17 protein-coding genes and 1 pseudogene are annotated in these 17,291 nt (G+C 69.3%); 6 read left to right on the top strand and 12 right to left on the bottom strand.

Features of this window, described 5'->3' with window-relative positions:
- Positions 1-67: 67 nt before the first annotated feature.
- Together J2W22_RS01745 and J2W22_RS01740 are read right to left on the bottom strand one after the other, a co-directional pair.
- The gene (locus tag J2W22_RS01745) at positions 68-436 is read right to left on the bottom strand and encodes a hypothetical protein (RefSeq protein ID WP_307116544.1); all 369 of its coding nucleotides are present in this window, start codon (positions 434-436) and stop codon (positions 68-70) included.
- Between the two features lie 62 nt (positions 437-498).
- Positions 499-1,062, bottom strand: a complete 564-nt coding sequence (locus J2W22_RS01740; protein WP_307116543.1) for a helix-turn-helix domain-containing protein — start codon at positions 1,060-1,062, stop codon at positions 499-501.
- Positions 1,063-1,154: 92 nt separating this feature from the next.
- Here J2W22_RS01740 and J2W22_RS01735 point away from each other — a divergent pair, with 92 nt between their 5' ends.
- Positions 1,155-1,610: a DUF6456 domain-containing protein gene (locus tag J2W22_RS01735; protein WP_307116542.1), complete on the top strand. Its 456-nt coding sequence runs from the start codon at positions 1,155-1,157 to the stop codon at positions 1,608-1,610.
- Here the strand turns inward: J2W22_RS01735 and J2W22_RS01730 are convergent.
- Positions 1,603-4,104, bottom strand: coding sequence for a DUF2339 domain-containing protein (locus J2W22_RS01730; protein WP_307116541.1), 2,502 nt, complete (start codon positions 4,102-4,104; stop codon positions 1,603-1,605). The genes J2W22_RS01735 and J2W22_RS01730 overlap by 8 nt on opposite strands.
- Before the next feature lie 101 nt (positions 4,105-4,205).
- Here J2W22_RS01730 and J2W22_RS01725 point away from each other — a divergent pair, with 101 nt between their 5' ends.
- Positions 4,206-4,883 carry a glutathione S-transferase family protein gene (locus J2W22_RS01725; RefSeq protein WP_307116540.1) on the top strand — a complete coding sequence of 226 codons (678 nt, stop codon included), beginning with the start codon at positions 4,206-4,208 and terminating at the stop codon, positions 4,881-4,883.
- Between the two features lie 32 nt (positions 4,884-4,915).
- The gene (gene dapF / locus J2W22_RS01720; RefSeq protein ID WP_307116539.1) at positions 4,916-5,854 is read left to right on the top strand and encodes a diaminopimelate epimerase; all 939 of its coding nucleotides are present in this window, start codon (positions 4,916-4,918) and stop codon (positions 5,852-5,854) included.
- Here dapF and J2W22_RS01715 read toward each other — a convergent pair.
- Positions 5,851-6,324 (bottom strand): SRPBCC family protein, encoded by a 474-nt coding sequence (locus J2W22_RS01715; RefSeq protein WP_307116538.1) that lies wholly within the window; start codon positions 6,322-6,324, stop codon positions 5,851-5,853. The two genes, dapF and J2W22_RS01715, sit on opposite strands and share 4 nt — an antisense overlap.
- Entirely contained in the window at positions 6,321-7,643 is a 1,323-nt protein-coding gene (locus J2W22_RS01710) for a dihydroorotase (protein WP_307116537.1), read from the bottom strand. The genes J2W22_RS01715 and J2W22_RS01710 overlap by 4 nt, the downstream gene beginning before the upstream one ends.
- A 46-nt stretch (positions 7,644-7,689) precedes the next feature.
- Here J2W22_RS01710 and ygfZ point away from each other — a divergent pair, with 46 nt between their 5' ends.
- The gene (ygfZ, locus tag J2W22_RS01705) at positions 7,690-8,421 is read left to right on the top strand and encodes a CAF17-like 4Fe-4S cluster assembly/insertion protein YgfZ (RefSeq protein WP_307116536.1); all 732 of its coding nucleotides are present in this window, start codon (positions 7,690-7,692) and stop codon (positions 8,419-8,421) included.
- Between the two features lie 120 nt (positions 8,422-8,541).
- Here ygfZ and J2W22_RS01700 read toward each other — a convergent pair.
- The 7 genes and pseudogenes from J2W22_RS01700 to J2W22_RS01670 form a co-directional block, all read right to left on the bottom strand.
- Positions 8,542-9,093: pseudogene (locus J2W22_RS01700) on the bottom strand (phytanoyl-CoA dioxygenase family protein); the annotation flags it as partial.
- A gap of 120 nt (positions 9,094-9,213) precedes the next feature.
- Entirely contained in the window at positions 9,214-10,350 is a 1,137-nt protein-coding gene (locus J2W22_RS01695; protein ID WP_307116535.1) for an OmpA family protein, read from the bottom strand.
- Positions 10,351-10,452: 102 nt separating this feature from the next.
- Positions 10,453-10,959, bottom strand: a complete 507-nt coding sequence (locus J2W22_RS01690; RefSeq protein WP_307116534.1) for a DUF2793 domain-containing protein — start codon at positions 10,957-10,959, stop codon at positions 10,453-10,455.
- Positions 10,956-13,112, bottom strand: coding sequence for a phage tail protein (locus J2W22_RS01685; protein WP_307116533.1), 2,157 nt, complete (start codon positions 13,110-13,112; stop codon positions 10,956-10,958). The genes J2W22_RS01690 and J2W22_RS01685 overlap by 4 nt, the downstream gene beginning before the upstream one ends.
- A gap of 3 nt (positions 13,113-13,115) precedes the next feature.
- Positions 13,116-13,499, bottom strand: coding sequence for a peptidoglycan endopeptidase (locus J2W22_RS01680; RefSeq protein ID WP_307116532.1), 384 nt, complete (start codon positions 13,497-13,499; stop codon positions 13,116-13,118).
- Positions 13,496-14,299 carry a DUF2163 domain-containing protein gene (locus J2W22_RS01675; protein WP_307116531.1) on the bottom strand — a complete coding sequence of 268 codons (804 nt, stop codon included), beginning with the start codon at positions 14,297-14,299 and terminating at the stop codon, positions 13,496-13,498. Before J2W22_RS01675 ends, J2W22_RS01680 begins: the two co-directional genes overlap by 4 nt.
- Positions 14,296-16,506, bottom strand: coding sequence for a DUF2460 domain-containing protein (locus tag J2W22_RS01670; RefSeq protein ID WP_307116530.1), 2,211 nt, complete (start codon positions 16,504-16,506; stop codon positions 14,296-14,298). The genes J2W22_RS01675 and J2W22_RS01670 overlap by 4 nt, the downstream gene beginning before the upstream one ends.
- Between J2W22_RS01670 and J2W22_RS01665 the strand changes: the two genes are divergently transcribed.
- Complete coding sequence (locus J2W22_RS01665; protein WP_307116529.1) at positions 16,505-16,804, top strand: hypothetical protein; 300 nt, start codon at positions 16,505-16,507, stop codon at positions 16,802-16,804. The two genes, J2W22_RS01670 and J2W22_RS01665, sit on opposite strands and share 2 nt — an antisense overlap.
- A 52-nt stretch (positions 16,805-16,856) precedes the next feature.
- Entirely contained in the window at positions 16,857-17,171 is a 315-nt protein-coding gene (locus tag J2W22_RS01660) for a hypothetical protein (protein WP_307116528.1), read from the top strand.
- Positions 17,172-17,291 lie beyond the last annotated feature (120 nt).

The following is a 17,291-nucleotide window of genomic DNA, read 5'->3' as shown; positions in this document are numbered from 1 at the left end:
GCGGCGCACCGCATGCCGCGGCGCTCCGCCATTGGTCGATCCTCCGGCTGCGGCGCAGCCGGGGCGTTCAGTTCGCGGTGAAGGCGGGCGCGCCTGCGGCGTTGTACTTCACCGTGACATAGGAATTGTCGCAGACGTTGATGCCGGTCCACACGCCGCTGCTGCTGTCGGCGAAGCTGAGCTTCACGTCATATTTGCAGGTGGCGCCCTTGTCGAAATGGACGGTCATCCGGCCGCCCGGCTTTACCGTCGCGTCTTCCTTCTTGAACTCGGGATCGACCTTGTTGGGCTGCCAGGTGGTGGTGCCCGTCGGCGCGAGCTCGACCGTCTTGATCGGCTTGCCGCTGTTGTTGATCAGTACGAAATCCCAGTCATCGGCCATTGCGGGTGCCGCGACGGCGATTGCGGCAGCTGCCGCCAAACCCAGTTTCAGCATGGTATGCCCCTCCTGCTTTTGCCCGGCAGACTGCGCCTGTCCGCGGCACTCCGCAAGGTGATTCAGAGGGGGCGGACGAGGCGGATCGCCTCCGCGATCCAAGGGGGATCGGCGACCACCTGCTGGCGGGCGCCCTGGCCGAGCGGGAGCAGATGGAGCCTGTCTCCCTCGCGTCCGATCAGCCGGCCGAACAGGAATCGGCCGGCGGGGCGGGGCACCAGCACGTCGCGGTTGAGCGCGCCGGCAAAGCCCTCGGGCGCGAGCATGCGGCACCATATCTCGTCGCCTGCACGATAGTCGCCGATCCCGGCCACCACGCTGACCGCGACCATCCCAGGCTCGGCGTGCGGCGGCACCACCACGGCGGTCCGGGTCGGTGCCTGCGCGCCGCTGCTCTCCAGCAGTGCCGCGACCGGGATCTCGGGGCGCTCGGGCAGCTTGACCAGGTCGGCGGCATCCACGCCCAGCGCCGCGGCGATGCGGTTGAGCCACCCCACCGAGACGGTGCGCGTGCCCATCTCCAGCCGTCCGATCGTCTGCGCCGTGGTCGGCGGGACGCAGCGCTCGGCGACTTCCTCCAGCGTGAGCCCCTTGGCCCGGCGTACCTCGCGTATGGCGGTGATCATGCGACTATCTCTCTAACCAGATCGGTTTCCCCCTTTCCTACAATCGAGCCGACATGGCAAGCATTCCGAATCGGAACAAAAGGAGATCGAAGATGCGGGAGCTGGTCGAGCGGACGATCGAGGATCTGGACGGGGTGCGGCGCAGCGTCACGGTGAACCTGGCCGAATCGCCGATGGCCTGGCTGGCGTCGCGGGGCCATGTCAGCCTGCGTCAGCTCGATGCGGGGGAGAGGCTGCGCGGCGATTACGAGACCGCGGCGCTGGGGCCGCGCGTGACGATGCGCTGGGATGTCTCGCCGGCGGCGCGGACGCCGGGCGGCGTGTCGGAACGGCTCGATCCGACGCTGGCGCAGCTCGCTGCGCGCCGGCGGTTCGATGGCGCGGTCGCGGCGGCGGGGCCGGGTCTGGCCGATATCCTGTGGCGTGTGGTCTGCGCGGGGGAGGGGCTGGGGCCGGCGGAGAAGGCGCTGGGCTGGCCGAGCCGCGCGGGCAAGCTGGTGCTGTGCTTCGCGCTCGACCGGGTCGCCGATTTCTACGGGCTCAGATGACCGGCTCGGCCTCCGCCGCGCTGCCCTTGCCGACGAAGCGGCCATAGGCCCAGCCGATCCCGATCAGGGCGAGGCCGAGCCCGAGGAAGGAGAGGATGCGCAGCAGTCCGTCGAGCGCGGCGGCGTCGATCAGGAATACCTTGAAGGTGACGCCGGTCAGCAGCGCGAGGCCGAAGATGCGCAGGTCGCGCGCGCCGGTGGTGATGCCGCGCCACAGCCAGAACAGCGCCAGGGCCAGCATCGCGGCGCTGTATCCGCCATTCTCGGCCGTGCCGATCGGGCCGGTGAGCAGGCTTCCATGCGTCGCCTGGCGCACCGTCGCCAGCACGGCGAGAAGCGCGAGCAGGGCCGCGCCGACGCGCCAGCGCGGGGGCAGGGTCCACAGCCAGAAACTGGCCAGCGCGAGGTGCGCCACCACCACGTTGAGAAGCGGCAGCGGGCCGACCAGCTGTGGCTCCACCAGCGGCGTGAGAAGGAAAAGGTCGAACCAGAGGATCCGGAACAGGCCGAGCGCGAGCAGCGCATGGCCGAGCACCACGGCCTTGCCCCGGCGGACCAGCCACCAGCCGGCGGCGAGAAAGGCCTGGGTGAGCAGGGCGCGTTCGAGGAAACCCCAGGCGAGGAAGCGGGGCAGGGTGGAGATCGCAAGAAGCTGCTTGGCGATCGCATAGAGCAGCAGAATGGCCAGTGCGATTGCGACGAGCGATACAGCACGCCGGACCCGGCCGAACTGGGCGGGGTCGAACAGCAGCGCAATGGCAAGCGCGGTCGGGAGGGCCAACTCGCGCAGCAGCTCGAAAAGGTCGGGGACCAGCGGATAGGTGAGGCGTTCGCCGGAGAGCGACGCGAGCACCAGTTCGCTGAGGGCGCCCAGTGGCAGCGCTCCGGCCACCAGCGCGGCGGCGAGCGGATAGGCAGGCAGCGTGTAGAGCAGGGGCGTGCGAATTTTGCGCGCCCACCATGCCAGGGCTGCGGCTACCAGGGCGAGCGGCAGGGACAGCCAGTCACCCGGTACGAACTGGCCGAGGCCCAGCCCCGCCAGAAATGCCGCCAGCGCCGTTGCGGGCACGAGCATCGGATGGGCGGGCTCGGCACGGGTCCGCCAGGCGAGGCTGAAGGCAATGGCGGCTGCGGCCAACTCGGCGAGCCCCCATTGGACGGCTGGTAGCAGGTCCGGGGCACGCAGATGTGCAGCCAGCAAGGGGCCTGCCGTGCCCAGCAGCGCAATCGTCGCCCAGATCGGGTGACGACGGGCAAGGACATGGCCGGGGAGGGCGAAGATCAGGGTCGCGAGAATCGCGGCAACCGGAGTGAAGCCGGTATCGGGCGGCGCGAGCGCCAGCGTCTCCAGCATCAGCAGCAGGACGAGTGCGGCAAGCGCCCCGGGAAGATAAACGGTATCGCGCCAGGCGAGGAACAGCGCGGCTGCGGCTAGGATCAGGTAGAAGCTCCAGGCGAGCCAGCCAAAGTCGAGCGCCGGGGCGAGTATCGCCAGCTGGAGGCAGCCGGCGATCAGCGGCGCGATGCGCAGCCAGCGGCTATGGGCGCCGGTGGCGGGCAGGGCTGCGCTGGCCCCGATGGCGAGCAGCATGGTGAAGGCGCCGACCGCGGAGAGGTCCCCCTCGCGTGCGACCAGCATCGCGATCAGGAAGTTGATCCAGGCAAAGCCGGACACGCAGGCGGCGAGCGCCAGCCAGGCCCAGCCTCGATGGATCGCCAGGCCGAACAGGGCTGCGGTGAACAGCGCGAGATAGACCAGCAGCGGGCCGATACCGGCAGCGTCGAAGCCCGCGACCAGCGGCGCGGCGAACCCGCCGACTAGCGCCATCACCGCGGTGGGAGGGCCATGGCGCAGCGCCAGGGCGAGCGCCCCGCCGGTCACGACCAGCACGAGCAGGAAGGCAGTGAGCGGCGTGATCAGATGATAGAGCGCGGCGGCCATGTAGAGCGTGCCGTAGAGGCTGGCGATGCCCGCCCCGGCCAGTGCCTGGGCAACCCTCGGATCGTCCGCGGTTGCGGGAAGCCGCCGAGTGGCTTCGCTCCCCGCAATCAGGGCCACGCCGAACAGCGCCGCGAGCAGCGTGCGTGTCGATGGGCCGAGCAGCCCGCTCTCGATCGAGTAGCGGACGAGGAAGAAGCCCGCGAGCACCAGCGCCGCGCCGCCGATCCAGATCGGCAGCCGCCCGCCGATCAGCGTCTCGAGGCTGAACTCCGGCATGGCGCGCGGTTCGGGGATGTGCGGACGGGCCGGTTCGGCCTCCACCTCCACCTCCACCTCTGGCAATTCGGCGACGCGCGCGGGCGCTTCGGGCATCCGGACCGGCGCAGCCTCGGACTCGGTTCGGTGAATCGGCGCTTCACGTACTTCCATGTCGCGCGCGACGATCAGCGATTCGACACGGCGCAGTTCTTGTTCCAGAAAGGCCACGCGCCGCAGCACGATATAAAAGGCCGCAGCCGCGCCCAGTGCGAGAAGGAGCGTGAGAGCAATCACTCGCTTCGTCTTCGCACAGTGGAGCGCACCTGTCGCGCACAACCCGGTTGCCCCGTGCAATCGATCGGATAGCCTTTTGCCAAAGCCTAGGAGAGGTTGGCATGATCGTGTTTGGTTCGACGCTTTCGCCTTATGTGCGAAAGGTCATGGTGTTCGGCGCCGAAAAGGGCCTGGATCTCGAATTGCAGGCCGCCGGCATGGGCCGCGGCAGCCCGGATTTCGTCGCCGCGAGCCCGTTCGGCAAGATGCCCGGCTTCAAGGACGGGGATTTCCTGATCTCCGACAGTTCGGCGATCGTCGCCTACCTCGACGCCAAATATCCCGAGCCCAGCCTGATCCCGACCGAGCCGCGCGCCCGGGCCCGGACGATCTGGTTCGACGAGCTCGCCGACACCATCATGATGGCCGCCGGCGGGGCGATCTTCGGCCAGCGCTTCGTGCGCCCGCGCGTGCTCAAGATGGAGTGCGACCATGATGCGGCCGACGCCGCCGAGCGCGACCTGATGCCGCCGATCCTGGCCTATCTTGAGGGCGCGATCCCCGAGAGCGGTTATCTGGTCGAGGATCGGCTGACGCTTGCCGACATCGCCGTGGCGAGCCCGCTCGCGACCTTGGGCTGCATCGGCGTGACGGTGGATCCGGCCACCTATCCGCGGCTCGCGGCCTGGGTCGCGGCGATGCATGCGCGGCCGAGCTTCGCCACGATCATCGCGCGCGACAAGGCGGCGGTCGATGCGATGGGCGGTGCGGTGTCGCGCGAAGCGGTCGCCGCCGGCTAGCCAGCCGGGCCGCATGCGCCTAGATGGGCGCCATGCGGTTCGCCTTCATCAAATGCCATGGCTCGGGGAACGACTTCCCCCTGATCGATGCGCGCACGCTCGACCTGTCCGACGCGGACTGGGCCGGCGTGGCCCGCGCGCTCGCCGACCGTGCCGGGCCGGTGGGCGGCGACGGTCTGTTGCTGCTCACCGCGGGCGACGATGCCGGGCATGATTTCGGCATGCGCATGTTCAATTCGGACGGATCGGAGGCGGAGACCTGCCTCAACGGCCTGCGCTGCACCGCGCGGTTGGGCTTCGAGCTGCTCGGGATCGACCATGCCCGCGTGCGGCTGAAGACCAGCAGCGCCGAAGTCGCCCGCGCCGAGCCGCTCGCGCCGGGCGTGGTGACGATCCGCGAGACCGCCGGCCCGGCCTCGATCCGCACCGCCGATGTCGGCCTGCGCATCGATGCGGAAGAGATCATCGAAGCCGCCATTCCCGGCCTGCCGAGCCCGCGCACCTTCACCGCGATCGCGATGCCCAACCCGCATCTCGTCACATTCGTTGAATCGGTTGACGAGGCCGAACTGGTCGCGCTGGGCGACTGGTGCGAGGCGGGTCCGGACCTGATCCCGGCGCGCGCCAACGTCTCCTTCGTCGAGCTGCGTGGCCAGGACCTGTTCGTGCGCACTTATGAGCGCGGCGTCGGGCTGACCGACAGCTGCGGCAGCGCCATGGCCTCCTCGGTCTATGCCGCCGGGCGCACCGGGCGCGTGCCCTTCGGCACGGTGATGAAGGTGTTCAACAAGGGCGGGCTGGTGATGGGATCGTCCGATGCCGCCGGCATGGTCACCATCCGCGGCAACGCGACCTTCCTCTACGATGCGAGCATCGAGGTCGATCCGGCCGGCGCCACCGCCGAGCCGCCGCTCGTCCATGCCCGGCGCGAGGACGAAGCCGAGGCCTGGGCCGCCGCGATTCCCGCCTAGCCGCCGACGAAGCTGGCGAGATTGGCCAGCGAGGACTTCAGTCCCTGGAGGTGATCCTGCTTGCGGATGCCCTGCGGCACGTCCTCGCAGGCGATGGCCACCCGCGTGCCGCCCTCTGCCGGCTCGAGCGTCCAGGTCATGCGCATCGTGCCGGCAAAGGCCGGATCCTCCGCATCGAACACTGCAGACTGGACGATGCCCCGGCCCGGGTTCAGCGCGGTGAAGCGCACCTCGACCACATCTTCATGTTCCGAAGTTTTGCCCGGTGCGTCATGCCCGGCTTCGTCATAGCGCAGCGCCATGCGATAGCCGCCACCCGGCCGCGCATCGAATTCCAGCATCTCGCCGGTCATCCCCTCGGGCGGCAGCCAGCACACCAGTGCTTCGGCGTCGATAAAGGCGCGATAGATTTGGCTCGCCGGCGCCTTGATCAGGCGCGACGCGCGATCGGTACGCGATACCGTCCTCACCCGAACTCGACCGCCTCGAAGCGCACCGGCCGGCCGACTGCCCGGTTGGCCAGCTCGGCCTCCCACATCACCCGGTGCCCGCGCACGATCGTGCCGATCGGCTTGCCGGTAAGCTGCATGCCGGTGAAGGGCGACCAGCCGCAACGCGAGGCGAGCCAGCTCTCCTCGATCGTCCAGCGCGCCTTGAGGTCGACCACGGTGAAGTCCGCGTCATAGCCCACCGCGATGCGGCCCTTGCCGGCGATGCCGAAGATGCGCTGCGGCCCCGCGCTGGTCAGGTCGATCACCCGCTGTAGCGTGGTGCGGCCCTCGGCGACATGGTTGAGCATCAGCGGCAGCAGCGTCTGCACGCCGGGCATGCCGCTGGGGCTGTCGGGATAGGGCTTGGCCTTTTCCTCGCGGGTGTGCGGCGCGTGATCGGAGCCGAGCACATCGGGCACGCCCTGGTTGAGCCAGTGCCACAGCCCGGCGCGGTGCGCCGCCGAGCGGATCGGCGGGTTCATCTGCGCGAAGGTGCCGATCGTGGGATAGGCTTCCTCGCCGGCCAGCGTGAGGTGCTGCGGGGTGACTTCGCAGGTCGCGATGTCCTTGTTCTGCCCCAGCACTTCCAGCTCGGCCGGCGTAGTGATGTGAAGGACATGGATCCGCCGCCGCGCCGCCCGCGCCAAGCCCAGGATGCGGCGGGTCGCCAGCATCGCGCTTTCGTCGTCGCGCCACACCGGGTGACTGGAAGGGTCGCCAGGTACGCGCTCGCCCAGCCGGTCCTGCATGCGGAACTCGTCCTCGGCATGGATCGCGACGCGGCGATGGCCCGAGGCGAGCACGCGCGCCAGGTTCGCATCGTCGGAGACCAGCAGGTCGCCGGTCGAGGCGCCCATGAAGATCTTCACGCCCGCGGTGCCCGGCAGCCGCTCGAGCTCGGCAAGATGCTCGGCATTGTTGTTGGTCGCGCCGACATAGAAGGCGTGGTCGCACCACATGCGATCCTTGGCCCGGGCAAGCTTGTCCTGCACCGCCTCGGCCGAATCGGTATTGGGCTTGGTGTTCGGCATCTCGAACACCGCGGTCACGCCGCCGAGCACGGCAGCACGCGCGCCGCTCTCCAGGTCTTCCTTGGCTTCGAGGCCCGGCTCGCGGAAATGGACCTGGCTGTCGATCACGCCGGGCAGCACGTCGAGTCCGGTGCAGTCGATCGTCTCGCCTGCTTCCAGCGTGCCGCCGATTGCGACGATGCGTCCGTCCCGGATGCCGATATCGGTTTCGGCCGGACCAGAGGGCAGATGCACGCGCCCGCCTTTGAGCTTCAGATCGACATTCATAACCGCGCCTCTTCCGTCGCCCCCGGCCACCCCCTACCTGTTCGGGATGAGCGATACCAGCACCTGGCTAGATGACCGCGCCCTGATCCGCATATCAGGCGAAGACGTTCGGGGATTTCTCCAGGGCCTGGTGACACAGGATCTCGCCCTGGTCACTGCGGAAACGCCGCAATGGGCCGCGCTGCTCACCCCCCAAGGCAAGGCGCTGTTCGATTTCCTGCTCTGGGCGGATGGCGATTCGGTCCTCGTCGATTGCGAAGCCGCGCAGCGCGAGGCGCTGGTCCGGCGCCTGACCCTTTATCGGCTGCGCCGCGCTATCACGATCGAAGCGGTGGAGGGTGGCGTCCACTGGTCGCCCGAGCCCGGGCGAGGCGTTTCCGATCCGCGACTCGCGGCGCTCGGCTATCGCTGGCTGGGAGAGGCTTCAGGGGGAGTAGCGACGGCCTGGCGCGCGCATCGTTTGCGTCTGGGCGTCGCCGAGGGCGTGGAGGAACTGGGCCAGGACAAGACACTGTGGCTCGAATGCAACGCTGCCGAGCTCGGTGGTGTCAGCTTCACCAAGGGTTGCTATGTCGGCCAGGAGAATACCGCGCGGATGCATTATCGCGCCAAGGTCAATCGCCGGCTGGTCGTGGCGCCGCTCGGCGAGCCGGGCGACCGCACCCGGGCCAGCTATCCGGATCTCGGGTTGATGGTGGAGTTGCGCCGGGTCGAGGCGCTCGGGGATGCGCTGGTGCCGGAGTGGCTGGCCGAGGCGCTGCGCGCGGAAGGCGGCTAGATCCCCAGCCAGTCGAGTCCGCCCGGCAGGGCGGGTTGCGGCATAGTCGATCTGCAGCACGCGCCGGCGGGCCGGCTGGGCGGCTGCGTCCGATGCATGTAGGATCGGCGTTGCATAGACCCAGACATCTCCCGCATCGGCGAGGCAGACATGGACGCCATGGCTGGCCACCGCCTGCTCGATCTCGTTCTCCGCAACCAGCGTCCGGTGCGATCCGGGCGCTATCAGCAAGGGGGCATTGTCGGCCGGGACCGGGTCGAGATGGACCCGCAATGTCAGCATTCCGGCGAGCAGGGCGAAGGGTGGCGCCACGTGCTGCATGCCATGCTTGACGGTCCAGGGGCCAAAGCCGGGCACGTCGCGGCGGGCGGCCACGGCGATCGTGCGATCTTGGTGCCAGCCCAGCGCCCAATTGGTGCGGTCGCTCTTGTCGAACAGGATGGCGCGGACGGGCTGGGCATGGACGCCTATGCGATCAGCCGCGATTTGTCCGATGACACCTTTTGCGGCGAGCAGGGTATCCAGACCGGAGACCCCGTACAGGCGTGATCCGGGGCGATGGGCGGGCAGGTTGGCAAGCGCGGCCTTGAGCCTTTCCAGCGCCGCAAGCGCTGCGCCAGGCAAATGCTCTGCGCCATCGCGATCGAGCGAAAGGGGTGCCAGCTCGGCCATCTCGGATTGCTAGGCGCTTGGTCAGATCCGGTGCAACCGCCAGGGCGAAAAGCAGCCAAAGAAAAAGGGAGGCCGGTTTCCCGACCTCCCCAATTCTCAGTCCTTGCGGACGGGTCTGGCTTAGTTGCCCGAACCCGGACCGTAGGTGACTTCCACGCGGCGGTTCTGCAGCTCGCGGACGCCGTCGGCGGTCTCGACGCGCGGCTTGCTCTCACCGAAGGCTTCGGTCGAGATCGCGCCGGCACCGATGCCACGGGCGGTCAGGTAAGCCTTCACCGAGTCGGCACGACGCTGCGAGAGACCAACGTTGTAGCTGGCCGAACCCGAGCGGTCGGCGTGGCCGGCCAGCATGACCTGCGCGTTACCGCAGTTCTGGTAGTTGCTGATGGCGTTGTCGAGGATGCTCGCGGCTTCCGGCGTGATGTCCGACTTATCCCAGTCGAAGAACACGATGTACGGTCCCGGGGTGCAGACGACGGTCGGCGTCGGGGTCGGTTCCGGAGTCGGAGTCCAGGTCGGCGTCGGAGTGGGCTCCGGCGTCGGAGTCGGAGCGGGGGCCGGCGCTTCCGGAGCGCCGAAGTTGAAGGTCAGGCCACCCAGGATCGAGTGCGAACGGAAACGACCGTCCCACACGCGACCCGCAGCGTCGGTGAGCTTCACATTGTCGGCGTTGAAGAAGCGATACTTCAGCGACACGTCGATCGAGTCCGACAGCGGAGCGCGGATGCCCGCGATCGCCTGCCAGGCGAAGACCGTGTCCGAATCGTCGAGCGAGTCGGCGAAGGTGTTCAGGCCAACCTTGCTCTTGACGCGAGCAACGCCAACGCCGCCGCCGACAAAGCCCTGCACGCCGGTGTCTTCACCGAAGTCGAGCAGGCCGTTGACCATGAAGCTGAGCGCCGACGAACGGCCACCGGCATAGCTGTAGTCGCCCGCAGGCGCATTGGCAGCCGCACCGGTCGAGGTGCGGACCGGCTGGGTCACGGTGCTGGTGAGGCGGTTGACCGAAGCCGAACGATAGCCAACCTCGGCTTCCGCACGGAACGGACCGAAGTCGTAACCGACGGTGGCATCGGCATCCCAGCCAGCCTTGTGGTGCACGGTCGCGGCATCGGTGGCTGCGCCGACGTCGAACTTGATGTCCTCGACGAGCATCACGCCGCCTTCGACACCCACATACCACGCATCGTCGCGAGCGAGGGCGGGCGTGCTGAGCGCGGTCGTCGCGAGTGCCAGAGTTACGGCAAGCTTCCGCATCTTAATCCCCTTTCATGATTGTCACTACGGACAGCGAAAAACTCAGTACCGAAACGAAAGTTTCTGCGCAAGCGCACAAATCCGGGCACTGTTGCATGAACGTCACAGTCCGTCGGGTTCGATGAGACCGTGCGCGCGCAAGGCAACCAGTACCGCAGAAATTGCGGCCCGCGCTGGCGCATCAACCACCGGCCCGCCCTGTGGTTCCGCGATGGCCGCGGCGCGTTCGCCTACGACCTGCTGGCCTTCCACTTTCACGCGGCCGTGGATCTCGCCGGTCCGCCATTCGTCCCCGGTGAACAGTGCAAAGCCCGCCACCTCGCCCAGCCACAGCCGCATGCCCTTGCGGGGCGCCAGGAAGCGCCAGCCGCCCTCGGTCCAGCCGGCCACTTCGCCGGCATGGCCTAGCCATGCGCTCTCCGGCGTGTCGCCAACGATCCAGCATTGGCCGGGCGCCGGCTCTGCCGGAGGTGCGTTCAGGCCGATGGCCTCGGCACAGGCATGGCTGAGCAGGTCGAGTCCGACGATCGCTTCATTGTGATACATTTCCTTCTGTGCCTGACCGGCGTTCAGCAGCGGCAGGCCGAATCGGTCGGTGGTCTCGGTCATGTCTCCCCTCCTTGGATCTTCAAGCTAAGTGTCGCGGCCGGCGAGGGCCCGGCGGTGCCCAATTGCCGGACCTCGATTCCGAGGTCGCTGGTGTCGGTTCCGATGGGCAGCGTCATCTCGGGTGCCAGCGTATCCACCATCCAGCTCGCGCCGCTCACGGGAATGAGGGTGACTCGGTAGCGCTCCCCCTCCGGTGCGGGGGCAACATCGACATGATCTTGCCAGAACCAATCGGTTCGGCTGCGTCGCGCCCAGCGCAACTGCACCCGGCCCCCGGGCAACGGTTGTGCGGCCAGATGCACCGGCGCGAGCGGCAGCAGGGAGATGCCGTCGACCGTCGCCCGGGCGCCAGCCGGATCGCCGATGTCCGCCGCGCCTTCCGCCAGCAGCTGCACCTCCGTGCCGACTGCAGTGTGGGGCAGGTCGATCATCGCGAGCGTGTCCGGATCGAGCAGCACGAAGCGGTCGCCCGCAGACTGGTTGCCGATCGCATGTTCGGTCCCGCGTCGTCCGCGCCACAGGCCCGAAAGCCGCCAGCGCCGGTCACCCAGAGGTTGGGCATTGGTGAACTGGATGAGTTCGTCCCCCAGCATGGCGAGATTGGCGCCCCGATCGACCTCTGCCGTGTCGGCCTTATCGAGCTGCATTCCGTCGTGCGCCAGCGCGACTTCGACGCTGTTGCGCCGGTCCTCGATCAGCGGCGAGGCCGGGCCGGGCGGAACGCGTATCTCGCCGATCACGGCAATGCCCCGGGTCCCGCCCGTCGCCTGCCAGGAAGTCCCGCCGTCCGTGCTGAGCAACAACGCCGCCCGGCGCCATGCCGGGCCGGCACCGGCGGCCGCGACCGCCAGCCTGGGCACTGCCGACGTGATGTCGTCGATCGGCGGCAGCTCGAAGGCGTGCACCATGGTCCGGCCGACCACGGCGTCGTCGGCACGCGACACCCGCCCGCTGGCCGCGGGAATCGGCGCGACCTCGGGCGCCAGCGCGACGCAATCGAGCGAGACGGTCATCGCCTCGAGCTTCCAGCCATCGACCCGCCAGATGCCGGGGCTCCCGGCGATCCGCACCCGCGCTCCAGGCGATACGGTGAGTGCTTCCCAGCCAAGGTGCACGCTCCGCCGCGTCCGCTCGGTATCGGCGCGCAGCAGCGCCGCCTCGGCCAGCGTCCGCGCGCCGCCGGCGTCGATCACCGCGGGCAGTTCGATCCGCCGCTCACCCGGTCCTCCGCCAAGGCTGCCGGCGCGCTGCACGCCGATCTGATAGTCGCGTGCCGGGTCGTAATGGCTGAGCGTCAGCGTTCGCGGCACGCTGCTCGCCGCCGCGATCGAGCGGTTCGCGCGGCCTTTCCCGCCGACGCCGTCATCGCTGACCATGATGGCCTCGCCCGCACCGCAGCGCAGCACCCGCCCCTCGCCGAACCAGCCGCCGGCAGCATCCGCCAGCAGCTGCGCGACCGCGCCGAGATTCGTCCCCTGCGCCGCGAAGCCCGCCAGCGCCACCGTCGGGTCACTCGCCTCCACCGCGCCCAGCGCCACCGCGATGTCGCCCGCCTGCACCGGCGCGGCATCGGCCTGCACCTCGAAGGTCAGCGACGGTATCCGGTTCCCATAGGGACCCAATTCGAGATCCTCGAACACTGCATAGGCGGTGCCGCGATGCGCCGGCGCCAGCCCCGCGCCCTCCGCCGCGATGATCAGCGGGTCCGCCGGCTGGTCCTCGCCGCCCAGGTGCAGCCGGAAGCCGGTACGCGCCTTGAAGTCGCCCGCCGCGCCGCGCAGCAGCTGGCCGTCGGCCCATATCCGGCCCACCCCCAGGATCGGCCGGCCGGAAAGCGCCACCGCCAGGCTGGCCGTATAGCTGTAGGTCGTGCTGCTCGGCTGGCCCTTGCCGCCCGACTGGCGGTTGCGATGCTCGACCAGGTCGGTCGCCCAGATCACCGATCCCGCCACGCGCATCGTGCCGAACAGTTTCGGGATCTGGGTGCCATAGGAAGAGGTCTGCACCTTGAGGTCGCTCAGCCGCGGCCCCTCGCGCCCCTTGCCCCCGCCGAACACCGCATGGTCGACGGCATTGCCGATTTGCGCGCCGATCGCGGCACCCCAGGGCCCGCCGATCAGCCCGCCGGCCACGGTAAGCACCACGGTCGCCATCGCTTATTCCTCCCTTGTTCGCCAGCGGCCGATCACCGGCCAAGGCAGCGGGTCGGGCCGCTCGACCACCCGGCCCAGCATCGCGTCGGCATGGATCAGCCCCGTCCCGCTATCGATGCCGAGATGGATCTGCCCCGCGCCGCTCGCGAGCAGCACCAGATCGCCCGCCCGTCGCCCTTCCCCCGCGACCAGCCCTGCCCCCGTGGCGACCGCCCGCACCCGCGCGACATCGCCGCTCCGCATCGCATAGCCGCCCGGCACCGCCCGGCCATGCGCCCATCCCACCAGCCCGACACAGTCGAGCCCGCCCGCCGGCGTCCGTCCCCTTGGCCGGAAGCGTACGCCGATCGCCGCCCGCGCCCGGGCGACCACCTCCGCGCCGCTCATCCGCCCGGATAGCGGGTCAGCAGGTCGATGCCCGGCAGATAGGGTTCGCCCCGAAAGTTGAGCGCATTGCCGAACCGTCCCGCGCAGGTCGCCAGGGTCCGGTCGCATCCCTCGACCAGCAGCACCCGTCCCACGGCGTCGAAATGCGGCGGCCGGCGCAAGGTCAGCTGCGTTCCCGAGGAGCTGAGAATCCGCGCCTCGAGCCCCGAATTGGCCCCGCTGATCCAGCGCAGCCGCCCCTGGCCATAGGCATTGGGCACCGGCTCCCCCACATCGACCGTCAGCACATTGTCGTCGATCGCCGTCACCATGGCGAAGCGCCTGCGCCCCGCCATCGCCACCCGGCAGCGCCGGTCGCCCAGCTCGGCGCGGCATTCGGCCGAAGTTTCCTCCGCCACCGGCCGATCGAGCATCGCCGTCGCCCCGCGCAGCTCGGCGGTGAGCATGCCGTCGCGCGTCTCCACCGCGCCGATGTTGCCCTCGCCCAGCGCCACCCGGTTGGCGGGATCGGTCCAGTCGCAGGCGAAGATCGTCACCCGCGCCCCATCCCAGCGCCCGGCGAGCAGGTCTGTCTCGCTGATCGCGTCGCTGGTCAGCGCGCCGGTCACGTCCATGCTCGCCGGCTCCGTCCCGGCGCCGCGGGTGATCGCGCTCGGTACCATGCCCGGCGCGGCACGGTGGACCAGCCCGTCCAACATGATGTCCCGGTCATGCGCGGTAAGCCCGATCGTCACGCCGTCGCGCCGTTCGATCCGCCAGCACAGCGCCAGCGTGGTGAGTTCCCCGTCCAGCCAGCTCATTCGCGGATCTCGACCAGGGGCACCGAGGCGAGCGCGCCCGCAAGGAACGTCGCCCGGCTCACGCTCAGCCGGTCCTCGGCGAAGCGCACGGGCACGTCGAACAGGAAGCGTGCGGTCACCGCCACATCCTCGGCAGGCGCCAGGCCCAGCGTCACCACCCCGCCTTCGCCCAGCGTGAAGTCCTCGGTCTCGGCGCCGTCGATCTCGACCACCAGCGTCTGCGCCACCGGCCGGGTGATTCGTCGCACCACGCTGCCATAGCGCCGCACCAGCTGGAAATGCGTGGTCACCCCGTCGCCCACGCCGATCAGCTCATCCAGCGCGAAACAGTCGAACGGATCGCGCAGCCGGAAGCCGCGCGCCGGCCCCATCCGCGCCCGGAAGAAGGCGAGCAGCTCGGCTACGTCCATCTCGGAGCGCAGCCCCGGGCCGATATCATAGGAGGTCCGCGCCTCCGCCCATTCGGCATTGCGCTTCTCGCGCCCGCCCGCGCTGGCCACGATCGAAGTCGAGACCTCGGGCACCACTTCCGCCTCGCGACCCATCGCGAGCGGGAACAGCACGTCGTCGAACGCGTCCACGTCTTCCTCCTGGTCGAAATGCACGAAGCCGTCGCGCAGCACCTGGGGCAGCGCCCAGACAAAGGTGCGTGCCACCCCGCGCCGCCGGGCCCGTCCGGCTGCTGCCGCGACATTGGGCCATTGCCAGCGATCCTCGGGCCGCAGCACGAAGCCGGCGAGATAATGCTGGTCGTCTACCGGATAGCCCAGCCGCGCCTCGATCGCCGCGATCCCTCGCGCGCTCGCCGTCGCGTCGCCCGCCGCCGCCCAGTCATAATCCTCGAGCTGCAGCACGTCGAAGGCCGGTGCCGCCCAGCCGACCGGCACATTGGCCGCGGGCGCGGCCAGGGCAGTCGGCGCATAGACGAGCAGCAGCGTCTCCACCTCCGTATCGACCTCGCGCACCGCATCGCGCAGCGCCAGCGTCGATGCCGCGAGCAGCGCGCCCGCGGCCGTCTCGACATCGCCGGCACCCGCCAGCGCAGCCTGGGCGACCGCATCATGGATGCACAGGCTGCCGTCGGGCAGCGTCCACCACCAGGGCTCGCCGATCTGGAAGCGCACCCGCAACCCCGCATCGCGCGCGATCCCGGCAAACTCGCGTGCCACCGCGCGCAGATAGGCCATCGCTCCGCCATGCGCGGGCGAGAGCAGGGTGGAGGGCGGATCCCAGCCGGTCAGCGCTGGCGCCCCGTCCGCCGCGCGCTGCTTCCAGTCGCCCCAGCAATGCTGGTCGAGCAGCTCATAGGAAAGCGACAGGATCAGGTCGTAGCCAAGCGCCCTGGCCCGCGCCGCGAAATCGGCGTGCCAGGCCCGGCAGGCGACGTTCAGCGCCGTCGCGCCCAGGCTCACATAATGGCCGCCCGAGCTGGCCTCGAGCCGGAAATAATGGCTCATTCCGACATAGTGCAGGATCGCCCCGCGCCAGCCGAGCTGGACGATGTTGCGCAGCAGCCGCTCGGGCGTCAGGTGATAATTGTCGTCATAGCCATTGGCGATGCTCAGCCCGTGTTCGGGCACGATCACGTCGCCCACCGCCAGCACTGCCCCCGGCCCCTCGCAGGCTATCGCGCTGAGCTCGACCCAGCCTTCGGCCGGCGCGGCCAGGTCGGCGTCGGCCTCGGTATAGCCCGGCGCCACCAGCGAGACGAACATCCGGTCGACATCGCCGGCCCAGACCGGATCGGCCTCGTCGGGCAGCAGATACCCGCCCTGCACGGTCGCGAAGTCGATCGAGACCAGCGCATCCTCCGCCGTCCCGTTCGCATAGTTCCACAGCCGGACATACCAGGCACGTGGAGTGCCCGCGGCGTCGCGTCCCTCGATCGTCAGCACCGGGCCATGGACCGCATCGAGCGGCTTCACACCCGAGGAGCGCCAACGGAACTTCAGCCGGCAGCCACGAAAGTCCCGCTCGGTCGCGTAGCGCAGCAGCGGATGGTCATGCCGGTCCTCGGCTTCCCAGATCAGCCCGGCAAGATCGTCCTGGCGATAGAAGACCGCATCCACCCGCAGCGCATCGGGCGCGGTACTGGTCACCGCCGCCATCATCGGACGGGGAAAGTTGACCGTCCAATACGCAGGGTCGAAGCGTGAGAGCACGCCCTCGGCCTGCCCGCGGCGCGCATCGGCGAGCCAATGGGCCATGTTGCATCTCTCCTTCCCGGTGTGGCACGCTGCCCGCATGACTGCAGAGCAGATGCTCGAATGGACCCATCCCGATGGCATGCACCGCGTGATCCTCGAGCGCGTGGCCGAGGATCGCTTTCGCTACGTCGTCTTCGAGCTGGTCCAGGATGAAGATTTTGGTAGCAGCTACGAATATTGGCGCTCCGATTATCCGCCGTCGGGGCTTTATGCCTCGGCCCTTGATGCCCAGGATGACGCGGCGAACCGGCTGCCCTGGCTGCGCGATCTGCTCGACGGCATGGCCGCGCAACCCTGAAGCTGCCGCTCCGAAATCTGGACGGCTCGCTTCCCTGTGCTAAGCCGCCAGCATGTGGTTCTTTCTGATCCTGCCCGGCATCTTCCTGTTGCTGTTGGGGCGCGTGGCCTGGTTGCAGAAGCGGTTGCGCGATGCAGTTGCCGAGCGGCACCCGGGTGCGCTGCAGGTGATCGACAGCATGACCCGCAGCCTTCCGCGAGGCGCTCGCGCGCTCGATCGGCACACACGCTACCGGATGCTGCGGGATCCCGAGATTGACCGGCACATCCGTGGCCTCGATCGGATGCAGATCTTGCTGCAATATGGCCTGCTCGCCTTCTTCGCGCTGATCCTGATACTCGCCCTGTTCAGCGCACCGCGCCGCTAGCGGTCCCCCTTCACTCCGCCGCCAGCGCGGCTTTCACTGCCCGCGCCACCTGCCGGCTCGATTGGGCCAGCGCGCGAGGCGTAGCGTCTGCGCTGGCGTTCCCCGCCTTCGCGGGGATGA

The sequence above is a fragment of the Sphingomonas kyeonggiensis genome (genome assembly GCF_030812785.1).
Lineage (GTDB): Bacteria > Pseudomonadota > Alphaproteobacteria > Sphingomonadales > Sphingomonadaceae > Sphingomonas > Sphingomonas kyeonggiensis_B.
The sequence above is the reverse complement of the archived record's forward strand: the minus strand, read 5'-3'. Positions and strand labels throughout refer to the sequence as shown.

Excerpts from the sequence above, each read along its gene's own strand:
- J2W22_RS01745 (WP_307116544.1), bottom strand. The coding sequence starts at position 436 with ATGCTGAAACTGGGTTTGGCGGCAGCTGCCGCAATCGCCGTCGCGGCA.
- J2W22_RS01740 (WP_307116543.1), bottom strand. The coding sequence starts at position 1,062 with ATGATCACCGCCATACGCGAGGTACGCCGGGCCAAGGGGCTCACGCTG.
- J2W22_RS01735 (WP_307116542.1), top strand. The coding sequence starts at position 1,155 with ATGCGGGAGCTGGTCGAGCGGACGATCGAGGATCTGGACGGGGTGCGG.
- J2W22_RS01725 (WP_307116540.1), top strand. The coding sequence starts at position 4,206 with ATGATCGTGTTTGGTTCGACGCTTTCGCCTTATGTGCGAAAGGTCATG.
- dapF (WP_307116539.1), top strand. The coding sequence starts at position 4,916 with ATGCGGTTCGCCTTCATCAAATGCCATGGCTCGGGGAACGACTTCCCC.
- J2W22_RS01710 (WP_307116537.1), bottom strand. The coding sequence starts at position 7,643 with ATGAATGTCGATCTGAAGCTCAAAGGCGGGCGCGTGCATCTGCCCTCT.
- ygfZ (WP_307116536.1), top strand. The coding sequence starts at position 7,690 with ATGAGCGATACCAGCACCTGGCTAGATGACCGCGCCCTGATCCGCATA.
- J2W22_RS01695 (WP_307116535.1), bottom strand. The coding sequence starts at position 10,350 with ATGCGGAAGCTTGCCGTAACTCTGGCACTCGCGACGACCGCGCTCAGC.
- J2W22_RS01690 (WP_307116534.1), bottom strand. The coding sequence starts at position 10,959 with ATGACCGAGACCACCGACCGATTCGGCCTGCCGCTGCTGAACGCCGGT.
- J2W22_RS01685 (WP_307116533.1), bottom strand. The coding sequence starts at position 13,112 with ATGGCGACCGTGGTGCTTACCGTGGCCGGCGGGCTGATCGGCGGGCCC.
- J2W22_RS01680 (WP_307116532.1), bottom strand. The coding sequence starts at position 13,499 with ATGAGCGGCGCGGAGGTGGTCGCCCGGGCGCGGGCGGCGATCGGCGTA.
- J2W22_RS01675 (WP_307116531.1), bottom strand. The coding sequence starts at position 14,299 with ATGAGCTGGCTGGACGGGGAACTCACCACGCTGGCGCTGTGCTGGCGG.
- J2W22_RS01665 (WP_307116529.1), top strand. The coding sequence starts at position 16,505 with ATGTTGCATCTCTCCTTCCCGGTGTGGCACGCTGCCCGCATGACTGCA.
- J2W22_RS01670 (WP_307116530.1), bottom strand. The coding sequence starts at position 16,506 with ATGGCCCATTGGCTCGCCGATGCGCGCCGCGGGCAGGCCGAGGGCGTG.
- J2W22_RS01660 (WP_307116528.1), top strand. The coding sequence starts at position 16,857 with ATGTGGTTCTTTCTGATCCTGCCCGGCATCTTCCTGTTGCTGTTGGGG.